The 13,584-nt window shown below is 42.3% G+C and carries 10 protein-coding genes; 7 read left to right on the top strand and 3 right to left on the bottom strand.

Going from position 1 to position 13,584, the window contains the following annotated elements; translation table 11 throughout:
- Nucleotides 1-41: 41 nt before the first annotated feature.
- The 3 genes from V7O62_RS12130 to V7O62_RS12140 all read right to left on the bottom strand — a co-directional run bounded on the left by V7O62_RS12130 (nt 42) and on the right by V7O62_RS12140 (nt 4,108).
- Complete coding sequence (locus V7O62_RS12130; protein WP_406656590.1) at nt 42-1,484, bottom strand: flippase; 1,443 nt, start codon at nt 1,482-1,484, stop codon at nt 42-44.
- A gap of 110 nt (nt 1,485-1,594) precedes the next feature.
- The gene (gmd, locus tag V7O62_RS12135) at nt 1,595-2,629 is read right to left on the bottom strand and encodes a GDP-mannose 4,6-dehydratase (protein ID WP_406656591.1); all 1,035 of its coding nucleotides are present in this window, start codon (nt 2,627-2,629) and stop codon (nt 1,595-1,597) included.
- Nucleotides 2,630-2,731: 102 nt separating this feature from the next.
- A complete protein-coding gene (locus V7O62_RS12140; RefSeq protein WP_406656592.1) occupies nt 2,732-4,108 on the bottom strand; it encodes a mannose-1-phosphate guanylyltransferase/mannose-6-phosphate isomerase in 1,377 nt (458 codons plus the stop codon).
- Between the two features lie 318 nt (nt 4,109-4,426).
- Here V7O62_RS12140 and V7O62_RS12145 point away from each other — a divergent pair, with 318 nt between their 5' ends.
- The 7 genes from V7O62_RS12145 to thiI all read left to right on the top strand — a co-directional run bounded on the left by V7O62_RS12145 (nt 4,427) and on the right by thiI (nt 13,526).
- The gene (locus V7O62_RS12145; RefSeq protein WP_406656593.1) at nt 4,427-5,269 is read left to right on the top strand and encodes a sulfide/dihydroorotate dehydrogenase-like FAD/NAD-binding protein; all 843 of its coding nucleotides are present in this window, start codon (nt 4,427-4,429) and stop codon (nt 5,267-5,269) included.
- Entirely contained in the window at nt 5,269-6,642 is a 1,374-nt protein-coding gene (gene gltA, locus V7O62_RS12150) for an NADPH-dependent glutamate synthase (protein WP_406656594.1), read from the top strand. The genes V7O62_RS12145 and gltA overlap by 1 nt, the downstream gene beginning before the upstream one ends.
- A gap of 107 nt (nt 6,643-6,749) precedes the next feature.
- Nucleotides 6,750-8,738 carry a phosphoadenosine phosphosulfate reductase family protein gene (locus V7O62_RS12155; RefSeq protein WP_406656595.1) on the top strand — a complete coding sequence of 663 codons (1,989 nt, stop codon included), beginning with the start codon at nt 6,750-6,752 and terminating at the stop codon, nt 8,736-8,738.
- A 104-nt stretch (nt 8,739-8,842) separates the two neighbouring features.
- Nucleotides 8,843-9,934 (top strand): AI-2E family transporter, encoded by a 1,092-nt coding sequence (locus V7O62_RS12160; RefSeq protein WP_406656596.1) that lies wholly within the window; start codon nt 8,843-8,845, stop codon nt 9,932-9,934.
- 97 nt (nt 9,935-10,031) lie between these two features.
- The gene (locus V7O62_RS12165; RefSeq protein ID WP_406656597.1) at nt 10,032-11,942 is read left to right on the top strand and encodes a threonine--tRNA ligase; all 1,911 of its coding nucleotides are present in this window, start codon (nt 10,032-10,034) and stop codon (nt 11,940-11,942) included.
- A gap of 21 nt (nt 11,943-11,963) precedes the next feature.
- A complete protein-coding gene (locus tag V7O62_RS12170) occupies nt 11,964-12,260 on the top strand; it encodes an acylphosphatase (protein WP_406656598.1) in 297 nt (98 codons plus the stop codon).
- A 96-nt stretch (nt 12,261-12,356) separates the two neighbouring features.
- Entirely contained in the window at nt 12,357-13,526 is a 1,170-nt protein-coding gene (thiI, locus tag V7O62_RS12175; RefSeq protein WP_406656600.1) for a tRNA uracil 4-sulfurtransferase ThiI, read from the top strand.
- Nucleotides 13,527-13,584 lie beyond the last annotated feature (58 nt).

Raw genomic sequence — 13,584 nt, forward strand, 5'->3', positions numbered from 1 at the left:
TTTTAAAATATATCCTCTATATATCTAACTTCTTTTTAAGACTACAACCAGTCTGGCCATGGCAGATTCATCTGAATCACAATTCCTTTTAAATCTTCATAAATCTTCCTATCCAACTTCAATATTGACAATCCATAAACTGCTCCCCCAATTACGACTGCTCCCAATGTTAGCCAAACATTGGACAATGGTACAATCAAACGGTATGCGCCAACAATCATCCCCATAACAATAGTAGCTTTAAAAATATTTAGCAAATTGCTGTGTTCTAATCGAAGTGTGATAATATTAGCTAGAACACGTCTTGCCAGAAAAGCATTCAAGCTCATTGTCACAAGGGTAGCAATCGCAGCTCCTTGAATACCTATTATAGGAATTAAAGTTGCATTTAGTACAACATTAGCTGCAACCGCCACAATTGTGATCTTAAATAATTCTTTTAATCGATTCATTGCGCTTAAAAATGTGGTGAAAAAATACTGAAAAACATTTATAATTTGCACTCCAAATAAAATCATGAGCGTTTCATAGTTAACAAAGTCTGCACCATAGAAAAAATAGAGTAGTTTATCTCCCAGCAAAGCTCCACCCATGAACAATGGTAGTGCTAATATAAGTGAATATGTTAATGCGCGGGAAAGTGACTCTTCTATAAGCCTTGTTTCTCCAATTTTATCCCATCTGCTAACCTTCGGCCATAATGAAGAGCGAAGCGCAGTTGTTGTAAATGCTGCAAGTGCTGTAAACTGGAATATTACTCTATATACGCCCACATCGGCATTTTTCAGAAAATATCCAATCATCACTGAATCGGAATTCATGAATACTAAGCTTCCCCCTGAGATGAGAAATGACCATAATGAAAACGAAGATAAACTTTTTAGATGTCTCCACCCAAAACGCGTGAAATGCAGATCAAAAAAATGCATCTGTACTATAGAACCAACGATGTTTCCCAAAACAAAGCCGCCGGCCAGTCCAGCAACCCCGTAGCCAAGAAAAACAGCAACTACCTGAATAAGAATCCGTGATATATTATTAATGAAATTTGCAGTTGCATTTATGCCTACTTTTCCGCATCCTACAGTGCCGTTTGAAACTGCTCCATGTAGAATTGACACAACTAATGCTATCAATAACCAAGCAAAGGTTCCTGATTCGTTAAGGTCTATAAAGTAACTGCGAAATGAAATCAGTGCCAGCATAACTAATGTTACGAATAAAATGCGCAGAACAATATATGCACTAAAATAAGTGTCTTGTTCTTCTCCTTCGCTGATGCGTTTGACTGCTGCTCCTCCTAAACCACCATCAGTAACCAATCCGATAATACTTAAATATGCAAGAAACAGGAAGTATCCTCCCAAAATGCCTGCTCCAACTGTATGCGCAAAGTACATCGTACTAAAAAAACCAATAAATGTAAGTATGATTTGCCAGATAAACGACACGATACTCTGACGTTGAATCGGATTTATACTCATTATCCGGGAAATAAAAGTTTTAAATTTGGACATGATTATGTGCTATCGTTAATACACATCATATATGCAAGATATTTTTAATTAATTAAGTATCTTGTAAAGTGAGGTTGTCATAGTTTACCTAAATCTTCCATGATCATCATATTTACCAATTCCTTAAGTCCAACTTTTGCTTCCCATCCCAACTTCTCTTTAGCTTTGTTAGGGTCTCCAATAAGAAGCTCCACCTCAGTTGGCCTGTAATAGCGCGGATCAACCTCAATCAAAACTTTTCCGTTCGCACTGTTCATACCAACCTCATCCACGCCTTCACCTTTCCACTCAATCTCAATTCCAACTTCTCTGAAAGCAAGCTCCACAAACTCCCTCACAGAATGTGTTTCACCTGTAGCGATCACATAATCATCCGGCTCATCCTGCTGCAGCATCAACCACATGGCTTGCACATAATCTCCTGCAAATCCCCAGTCCCTCTTAGCATCAAGATTACCTAGATATAATTTGTCTTGAAGTCCTTTTTTGATATTGGCCACAGCCATTGTGATTTTTCTAGTTACAAAAGTCTCTCCTCGAATCGGAGATTCATGATTGAAAAGAATACCATTGCAAGCGTACATGTTATACGCCTCACGATAGTTCACTGTGATCCAATATGCATATAACTTTGCTGCAGCATAGGGGCTTCTTGGGTAGAATGGAGTTGTTTCACTTTGAGGTATTTCCTGAACCTTGCCATAGAGTTCACTTGTTGAAGCCTGATAGAATTTTGTCTTTTTCTCCATACCAAGAATGCGTATGGCTTCTAAAATTCGTAGTGTTCCAAGTGCATCAGAATTTGCGGTGTATTCAGGTGTTTCGAATGAGACCTGAACGTGGCTCTGAGCGGCAAGGTTGTATATCTCATCAGGTTGAACTTCTTGTATAATCCTTATCAGATTAGTAGAATCGGTTAAGTCACCGTAATGCATGAAGAAATTTACATTTCTTTCATGTGGATCTTTATAAAGATGGTCTATACGTGCAGTATTAAAAGATGAAGACCTCCGCTTAATACCGTGTACAATGTATTCTTTGTTCAATAGGAATTCTGCGAGGTAAGCACCATCTTGTCCTGTAATTCCTGTGATAAGAGCTATTTTAGGCATTTTCTTTTTTCCTGCTTATATTTGTGATAAATATTTTTTATCCTAAATCATAATTGGTACCGATTATTATTGAATGATATTTATACAAACATGGAAATGTATTTATTTAACTCTTCCATACTCATCATCAAACCTGACAATATCATCCTCTTCCACATATTCGCCCAGTTGCACCTCAATGATCTCAAGGGGGAACTTCCCGGGATTTGAAAGCCTGTGCTTCACACCTGCCCTGATGAATGTACTTTCTCCCTGTCTCAAGAAGTATTTTTCACCATCATTCTCCACACGTGCCATCCCCTTGACAACGACCCAGTGCTCGCTTCTGTGGTGATGGAGTTGCAAGCTTAGTTTTTTGCCTGGGAGGACCGATATATTCTTTATCTTATGTCTTTCAGAGTTCTCTAATAATGAGTATGAACCCCATGGACGATAGACGGTTTCATGGATATTGATTCTGTCATCATTTCTTTTTTTGAGGATATTGACGACATTTTTTACCTTCTCGCTGCTCTCTCGAGGACATACCAGCAGAGCATCTGTTGTATCGACAACTACCATATCGTTTATGTCTATCAGTGAAACCAGCTTGTTATCCTTTGAATATACGAAGTTATTCTCAGAGTCAACAAATATGTCCTCACAGGAAATCGCGCAACTGTTCGTTGTGTCTTTTTCCGATTCAGAATAAAGTGCATCGAAGTTCCCAAGATCACTCCATTTGCATCCAAGTTCGACAACAGCTACCTTCGTTGATTTCTCCATAATTCCATAATCTATGGAAATATTGGGCATTTTCTTGAATGCTTCCTGAATACTCTCCGAATTCTCAAAAGCACCCCATACATCAGGAGCCAGTTCCTGCACTTCACTCAGAAAAACACTGGTATCCAAAAGGAACATTCCGCTATTCCAGAGACATCCTTCAGAGATGAACCTTTCAGCATCCTCATAGCAGGGCTTTTCCCTAAACTCCATGACTTGCTTTCCGATGTCTATCTCGTCACCGGGCTTAATGTACCCGTAGCCTGTATGGGGGTATACTGGCACTATCCCAAAGGTCACAAGATAACCGGATGTAAGTGCTTGAGCACTTGATATTGTTTTCATAGCATGGCTGTCCAGTACATGGTCTGAAGAGAAGACACCTACTACTGAATCTCCATGAGTTTTTTCAATTTCTCTCATTCCGTAACAAATTGCAGGAAGCGTGTTCTTTCCTTCAGGTTCAAGGAGAAGATTTTCCAGAGGTATTTGATAACCAAGCTCTTCCACCTGCCCGATCACAAAATATTTGTGCATTTCGTTTGTGACGACATATATCTCCGATATGTCTGAGACTTGCAGGCATCTTGATACTGTATCCTGGAAAAGGGACTTGTCCTTTATCTTCAAAAACTGTTTTGGGTAAAGTTCCCGGCTAAGTGGCCAGAGACGGGTTCCCGATCCACCTGCAAGAATCATCGATTTTATGCACATTCCTCCATTTTAACTTACATGCAAATTGCTCACTTGATATAAATAAGCATACCGACATTTAAGTAAATTACACAGAGCATATTTCCTTGGTTCTGAAATGTTTATTAGATTATTTATCTCTTGCATGCTGCCGGCAGAAACAAAGAAACATATGTTTTTGATCAGCTATATGCCTCATCATTCAATCTGTCTTTTCTTACCTAAAAGACAAATCATGACTAATGTCTATCTCACCTTTACTTAAGTATTAAGTACTAGAAACCTAATCATATGCACAGATTTCTATCTTGAATTACTCTAAGTTCATAACGTGATCTCATGTCATACAAAATTCTCGAAAAAAAACAGATAGCTCCCCAGGTTCATCAGATGAAAGTACTGGCACCGGATGTTGCAAAGGCTGCAAAGGCTGGTCAGTTCATTATTATACGCATTGATGAGACCAGTGAACGGATACCTCTGACAATTGCAGACTTCGATGCAGAGGAAGGATATGTTACTATTATTTTCCAGGAAATGGGAAAGACAACAAAGCAATTGGCAAAGATGGTAACTGGGGATGAACTACAGGATTTTGTGGGCCCTCTCGGAACACCTGCCGATGTAAGAAAACTTGGTACAGTCATTCTTGTGGGTGGTGGCGTAGGCATAGCTCCGGTATATCCGCAGGCTAAAGCTTATCGTGAAGCAGGTAATAAAGTAATATCAGTTATTGGTGCAAGGAATAAAGACCTTCTTATGCTTGAAGATGAAATGCAGGCTGAAAGCGATGAATTTTATGTAGCTACTGATGATGGTTCCAAAGGACATCATGGTTTTGTGACCGATGTCGTGAAAAATATACTTGACAGTGGCGAGAGGGTTGCAAGAATCGTTGTCATCGGTCCCCCTATCCTGATGAAAGTAGCAGCAGGTATGACAGCTCCTTATGGTGTGGAAACAATTGTCAGCCTCAATCCGATAATGATTGACGGTACTGGTATGTGTGGTGGTTGCAGAGTTTCCGTTGACGGTGAGACAAAGTTTGCCTGCGTGGACGGGCCAGAATTCGATGCTCACAAGGTTGACTTTAATCTGCTGATGAGCAGGCTTGCGCTATATCGCAGTGAGGAGTCCGAGTGTCTTGAGAATCATGAGTGCACCTGCAGGAGTGGTAACTGATGGCAGCAAGACAGGCAATGCCTCATCAGGACCCTAAGGAAAGGGTTTGCAATTTTGAAGAAGTTGCACTGGGTTATACTGAAGAGCAGGCGCTTGCTGAGGCAGCACGCTGCCTGGAGTGCAAGAACCCCAAATGTGTAGAAGGATGTCCGGTGAATATTGATATTCCCGGTTTTATTGCTCAGGTAAAAGACGGCAATTTTGATGAAGCAATTGCTACGATTAAGCTGACGAATTCCCTGGCTGCTGTCTGTGGCAGGGTTTGTCCCCAGGAGGTGCAGTGTGAACAATACTGTGTACTTGCAAACAAAGGTGAACCTGTTGCAATAGGCCGACTGGAACGTTTCTGTGCCGATCATGAAAGGAAGGAGGGTGTGGAACCTCCTGTAAAGGCCGAGCCAAGTGGAAAAAACGTTGCTGTCATAGGTGCAGGTCCTGCAGGCCTAACGGCTGCAGCCGATCTTGCTAAAGCAGGTCATGCGGTTACTATATTTGAATCTCTTCATGATACAGGAGGAGTCCTTACCTACGGTATACCGGAGTTCAGGCTTCCAAAGGCAATTGTAAGGGATGAAGTTGACTACATAAAGCAACTTGGTGTTGATGTCAAGGTAGATTATGTCATCGGTAAGATAAAAACTCTTGATGAATTAAAGGAAGAGTTTGATGCGGTTTTCCTCGGAACTGGTGCAGGCCTGCCGAAGTTCATGGGAATCGAAGGTGAGAACCTCAACGGTGTCTACTCGGCAAATGAGTTTCTTACAAGAGTTAACCTGATGAAAGCCTATCGCTTCCCTGACTATGATACTCCCATCAAGAGAGGAAAGCGCGTGATTGTGGTAGGCGGAGGCAACGTTGCCATGGATGCGGCCCGCAGTGCGCTTCGCCTTGGTGCGGAAGAGGTAAGTATTGTCTACCGCCGTGGTGAAGAAGAGCTCCCTGCAAGGAAAGAGGAAATAGAGAATGCTAAGGAAGAAGGAATCGTTTTTAGATTCCTTACCAATCCTGTTCGTATACTTGAAGGCGAGAACATGACAGTCAAAGGTGTTGAATGTATCAGGATGGAGCTCGGAGAACCCGACGCATCCGGACGCAGAAGCCCTGTACCCGTAGAAGGGTCTGAGTATGTCCTCGATGCGGATATTGTTATCATTGCAATCGGGACTTCACCTAATCCGATGATACTTTCCGGTTCAAAGGGACTGGAGGTCGATTCCCGTGGCACGATAGTTGTAGATGATTCCGGGAAGACTTCTCTGGACAATGTCTGCGCAGGTGGAGATGCAGTAACCGGTGCTGCAACTGTTATTAGTGCAATGGGTGCCGGTAAGATCGCAGCAAAAACCATAAATGATTATCTCGGGAAGAAATAGTTCCGGAGTTAACTACTGACTAAATCATGTTCGGCGTTTTTGTCGGACTGACGTTCTTTTTTAACGATTTAAGTAATCCTTAAGCGAAGGAGTAACTGATACATCCGATGAGTCAAAATAGATCCTATCGGCAGCATGCCGGTAAAAAAGGTAAATCCTCTGGTACTAAAGCGACGGAACGTAAGGCCAGAAAATCTAATTCACGGTATGCAGATCACGAAAAAAACTTTATTTTCTGGTGCAGGGGATGCAATGTTCCTCTTGTTGAAGCCAAATGCTGCACCTGCGGTAAGGACGGACTGCGAATCATATTATCTCAACCGGCTGATGTGAGGTTTTGTTCTCCTTATGAAAGGCAGATACTTCATGAACAACTGATTAAGTTATTTGGTTGTGATCCTCTTAATGAGCGAATTGTGCTGCTGAATAAAATTCCAGGAGATGACAAGACTGATGAAGTCATTGTAGATGGCCTGTTTTTTGGAATACTCAGATTTGAAATACGTTCAATGGATTATGTTTTTGAACCAATGGTGCAGGGTGCGAAAGTCCTTCTCCGAAATTGCACCAAAAAGCTTGTCGTGCTTAAGAAAAGCAACAGGCACCTTAACGGGAAAAAACTTGGTTCAGACATGATTGAGGATGTGTCTGCAGATATCAAAAACGGCGATTATGTTCTGATTGACTCGGGAAATCTTACAGGCTATGGTATTGCATATTGCAATGCTGAGAATCTCCAGGATTGCAGAGCCTCTGTGATCAAGGTACGGAAGGTGGACTCTCGGGAAGTTTTTCTGAATCCTGAAGTCCCGAACATGGATGACGTTGTAGCTGCTAACATAAAACATCTTCGAACCCTGGGAAAGAATGCCATGAATACTATCAAGGGCATTGCAAACCAGAAACAATACAAAGATCTTCCTGTTAATGTTTCTTTCAGTGGTGGAAAAGACAGCCTTGTAGTTCTGGATCTGGCCGGAAGTGCTCTCAGGAGCCGGGATGTAGGGGCATTTTTCCTTAACACGGGTATTGAGTTCCCAGAGACAGTGGATTTTGTTCATGAATATTGCAGGGATAATAATATTCGGTTAATTGAGAAAAAAGCATCCACTGGTTTCTGGGATAATGTGGAAGCCTTCGGTCCTCCTGCTAAGGACTTCAGATGGTGCTGTAAAATCTGTAAATTGTCTCCTGCCAACGAAGCCATTGAGCAATGTCTTGAAATTGCTCCTGTCTGCCTGACAATAGATGGCAAGAGGAAGTACGAATCATTTAACAGGGCAAAGATTGCTGCAAGTGAAAAGAATACTTTTGTGCCGGGTCAGTTGAACATATTCCCGATAAGGGACTGGAGGGCAATTGAGGTCTGGTTGTACATTTACTGGCGAGGACTACAGTACAATCCTCTTTATGATATGGGCTTTGAAAGGGTAGGCTGCTACCTGTGCCCTGCAGCGCTTTCTGCGGAATATGAACGATTGAAGGACCTGCACCCTGAACTGTATGAAACCTGGAACTTTTTCCTCTTTGAATGGGCAAAAAAGACCGGCACCCCTGAACAATTCGTTGGTCATGGTTTATGGCGCTGGAAAGAGCTTCCTCCTAAAATGTTAAAGTTTTGCGAAGAAATGGGGATTTCCAGCTCTTTTAAGGAGCAGTTGTCCCCTTTCAGTATCAAAGTAACTTCAGGTATTTCTCCATGTAAGGCAGGTGGCTATACCATAGAGGGAGCAATAAGTGGTCTCTCGATGAAGAAGACATCTAATGTCATTAATATCCTGGGAAAGCCTAGTTTCTCGGAAGAACTTGGGCTTTTGTTTGTTAGTAAGGATTCCTCTACAGTGAAAATATTCTCATCAGGAAGTATGGTGGTAAATTCGGAAAATAAGGAAAAGGCAGAACAGCTTTTTGAAGATGTTTCAAAACAACTGGATCGGAATCACAGGTGTACCGAGTGTGGTATTTGTATCAATGCCTGTCCTTGTGGGGCAATCGTCCTGGATGCGGGAAATGGCATTCTGGTGAATGAGAAATGTATTGGATGTGGCAGGTGCACGGACTCCTGCGTAATTTTGAAGTATTCAGGTAAATTTTGATAACCCGTGAATGTGCATATTTCACTTTTATACGGTGGGTTATTAATAGGCTGAGGTAATTATATAAACGCGACTGTTATTTATTAAATTTCTGAAGGATGTAAATGGTTTCAATTCAACAGGACGGCGTTTCCCGTATACTTGACTCTAAATGGAAGATAGCTGTGGGAGCTTTTCTTCTATTGCTTCTGGTTGTGCAGATATTCATATTCCTGCCCCTGGCTGACGGCTTAGTCCTAGGGCTTGTGTTTGCGTATATCTCCAGGCCTATATTTATGAAACTGAACAGGTTCCCCCGTATAGGTGCCTTTGTAGCTACTATGTGTATTGTCGTTCCGGTTGTTTTCATAATCGGATCCGGCCTGTTCGAGATAGTTCGCCAGGTTGCCTGGATCATTGAGAATCAGGCTGATGTCATAAACGTTTTATTCGATTATTTCAGGGCAATAGACATACCTGCTAAGTATAGCGATGATGTGCAGCAGTTGGTATGGAACTTTTCAACTTCTTTCCTTCCGATAATTGGGAACTCGGGCATTTTTTCCTATGCAAGAAATCTAATGATGTTCGGTCTCAATCTGATCATAGCTATTTTCGTATGTTATTTCCTGCTTGCCGATGGTCATAAGTTTTACTCTGCCTTGCTCAACATAGTGCCGGAAAAAAGTAAAGGTTCAGTTAACAGGTATTTCCATCATCTTGATATTATACTTCAGGGAATTTTTATAGGAAATGCATCTGCCGCACTGATAGTTAGTATTCTTTCACTTGTTGTTTTCTATGCATTCGGTTTTTCAAACATTCTCGCACTCTCAGCTCTTATTTTCATAGCTTCAGTTATTCCCATGTTTGCAGGTTACATGATCCTGCTTGCTCTTTCTCTATATCGTTATATTGAGCAAGGTCCTGAAAGTGCTGTTGTGTTTTTTGTAGTGGCATCTATCGTTATATATGTGCCTCCTGAACTTTTCCTGCGGCCATACCTTGCCAGTGTGAAATCACATGTTCATCCGCTTTTGATTCTTCTTGCTTTCCTCGGAGGAGCTTTTGTAGGTGGTATTGCGGGTTTCTTTGCAGCCCCTATACTCCTTGGTGCCATAATTGCCGCATATCGCGTATATGTTGATGAGGAATCCGAAGTCTCTCTTTTTTCTGAAGATAGTTCCTCTTTATCTGAAAATGAGGTTTCGGACTGAGAATTTCTTTTCATCCAAGTGGTTCGATTGCTAAAAACTGAAAAGGTTAATATGGAATGGCCTGATTTTAGTTAGCATTTATCTGAAAGGTGAACTCATGCAATTGCTGTTAATTCATTCCGATTACATCGAATACGAAGTTAAAAAAAGTACCCCCGTTGCAGAAAAAATAGAGGAGTCGTTCAAGTCTGGAAGACTTGATGAGGCTTTGACAGCTTTTATCGCAGTCGAGAAGGCCGACGAATCCGCAACAGATGAGGTAATAAGTAAGGCTATAGCTGAAATCAAAGGTGTGGCTGCACAGGTTAAAGCAGAGAATATAATGGTTTATCCATATGCGCACCTGAGCTCTGATCTTTCCTCTCCGAAAGTTGCTGTCTCTGTTCTCAAAGCTGTGGAAAAGGAACTCTCAGGAGAATTTAATGTTAAGAGGGCGCCTTTTGGATGGTACAAAGCTTTCAAAATAAGCTGTAAAGGACATCCGCTGTCCGAACTTTCCCGCTCAATAGTGCCGGAGGGAAAGTCAGTTAGTTGCGGTGAGGCAGTAGTTGTTGCAGAAGAAAAGGAAGAGGTAGTTTCAGAGGCATTAAAAGCCGAAAGTACGGCCAAATCCTACTGGCACATCCTCACTCCTGATGGAGAACTTCATAATACCGATGATTTTGATTTCACAGGGCATGAGAACCTGCAGAAGTTTGTCAACTATGAAATATCAAAGCAGAGAGCAGTGGAAAGGGCACCTCCGCACGTGGAGCTCATGCGCAGGCTCGAGATAGCTGACTATGAGCCTGGCTCGGATTCAGGTAATATGCGCTATTATCCAAAAGGCAGGCTGATCAAATCATTGCTGGAGGGCTATGTTCTGGATGAGTCCTATAAAGTAGGGGCTATGGAGGTCGAGACTCCTCTGATGTATGATATGGAGCACCCAACGCTGAAAAAGTACCTCGACAGGTTCCCTGCACGCCAGTATTCCATAGAATCTGACAAAAGGAACATGTTCCTGAGGTTCGCTGCATGTTTCGGCCAGTTCCTCATGAATCATGACATGACCATTTCCTACAAGAATCTGCCAATGAAGATGATCGAGATGACTCGCTACAGTTTCCGCAAGGAACAACGTGGTGAGCTCGTGGGTCTCAGGCGTCTGCGTGCATTTACAATGCCGGATATGCACAGTCTTTGTACTGATATGGAACAGGCGGTGGCACAGTTTGATTCTCAGTACAATATGTGTATTGGGCTTCTTGATAAAGTAGGCATTAAGGTCGATGACTTCGAGGTGGCTATAAGGTTCACCAGGGATTTCTATAATGAGAACAGGGATTTCATCACAAATCTCGCGAAAACCGTTGACAAACCGGTGCTTGTAGAGATGTGGGATACCAGGTTCTTCTATTTCGTCCTCAAGTTCGAGTTTAACTTCGTGGATGCTCTTGCAAAAGCAAGTGCCCTTTCAACTGTTCAGATTGATGTGGAAAACGCCGAAAGGTATGATATCAATTATATTGATACTGATGGAACTGCAAAGAGACCGGTGATACTTCACTGTTCCCCAAGCGGGGCCATTGAGCGTTGTATCTATGGCTTGCTTGAGAAGGAGGCTATGAAGGCTGAAAATGGTGGAGTACCAATACTTCCTCTTTGGCTGTCTCCTACTCAGGTAAGAGTTATCCCTATTTCCGATAAGCATATGGATTTTGCATTGCAGGTTGCGGAACAGCTCGATTGCCGTGTTGATATCGATGACCGTGAGGACACAGTTGGTAAGAAGGTCCGTGAGGCAGGACGTGAATGGGTTCCATATGTTGTTGTTGTGGGTGACAAGGAAGTCGAGACCGGCAACATCAATGTAACTGTCAGATCCGAATCACAACCCAATAAACCGAAGAAAGTTGAAATGACTGCTGAAGAACTCAATGCCAGGGTTCAGTCAGAAATTGAAGGGATGCCATACAGGGGATTGCCTCTTGCAAAGCTCCTTTCCACAAGGCCAAAGTTCTTATAATTCACAGGCAAATTAATCTGTATGCGGAATACAAATGCAGAGGCACAAGTCTCTGCAACTGTCCTTGTTTCCGGGAGAGTACAGGGAGTCTATTATCGTAAGTTTACTGTGGATAATGCTACTGATATTGGACTTGTAGGTTTTGCCAGGAACCTTCCGGACGGCAGAGTGGAAGTGGTTGCAGAGGGTAAGCGTGCTGATATTGAAAAGTTGATAGGATTGCTGGAAAAAGGTCCTTCTTATGCCTCAGTTGAAGATGTTGATGTCAGTTGGTCTTCTGCTTCCGGTGAGTTCAGAGATTTCAGTATAAGAAGGTGAAGGTTGATTATTTTTCAGAATTTGCTCTGTTTTAATTTAGCGACAAAAAAGTCCTTCTTAATTATGTTTAACTAATATGTGTGGAATGGTAAAGCGATGTTCGATGTAATCATTGTCAGGTATGGTGAACTGGCACTAAAGAGCACCGGTGTTAGAAACTGGTATGAAAAAATATTGATGAGCAATATCGAAGCAATGCTCAAGCAAAACGGAGTATCTTATTCGGGAATAAGCCGTGAATGGGGAAGGGTATTTGTCCATACTTCAGATATTCGTGCAGCGCAGGCAGCAGCGGATGTTTTCGGAGTTGTCTCTGCTTCTCCGGCCCAAACTACCGATCCGACGCTCGAATCTGCAGCAAAGATGTGTGCAAGTATGGCGGATGGTTTCGTTCATGAAGGTGAATCTTTTGCCATACGGGCAAAGCGAACAGGGAACCATGATTTTTCATCCCGTGAACTCGCAATAAAATGTGGGGATGATGTATGGGAAATGCTTGAATCCAGGGGTATGAGTCCTTCGGTTGATCTGACAAATCCTTCCAGGGAAGTATTTGTGGAAATGCGCCAGAATCATGCATATGTATTTACGGAAATAGTGCAGGGTGTTGGTGGATTACCTATTGGTACTCAGGGGAAGATGATTTCCCTTGTATCAGGTGGAATTGATTCTCCGGTTGCGACCTGGCTTTTGATGAAAAGAGGCGTGGAAATCATTCCCGTGTACTGCAATAATGAACCGTTCAATGATGAACGTGCGAGACAGAGGACAATGGAATGTATTAAGCAACTTCAAAAATGGTGTCCTGGGCACCCATTTAAAGTATATGAAGTTCCAAACGGCTCCAACTTGGGTGCTTTTATCGATAAATGCGAACGTGGAAAGACGTGTGTACTCTGTAAGCGTACAATGTACCGGATAGCATTTGAGATCATGAAGACAGAAAATGCCTCCGGCATAGTTACAGGTTCATCTCTCGGACAGGTAGCTTCCCAGACTGCGGCTAATATGTATGCTGAGACTTATGGGATCTGTGCTCCGCTCTACCATCCACTGATAGGTCTTGATAAAAATGAGATCATTGACATTGCTAAAAGAATAGGTACTTTTGATATTTCTATAGTGCAGGCAGGTGGCTGCACAGCAGTTCCTGAACATCCTGAAGTCAAAGCTAAGTTTGATTCCCTGCCACTTGAAGAAGAAAAAGTTGATATTGAAAGTATGGTCCGCTATTCAGTAGCTAATGCGAGGATATCAAAAGTATGATCATTTGACTGAAAGCAGATGTTTCTCTTCCTATTCTTTTCTTTTTATCTTTTTTGTC

It is taken from the genome of Methanolobus sp. ZRKC2 (assembly GCF_045291185.1).
GTDB lineage: Archaea > Halobacteriota > Methanosarcinia > Methanosarcinales > Methanosarcinaceae > Methanolobus.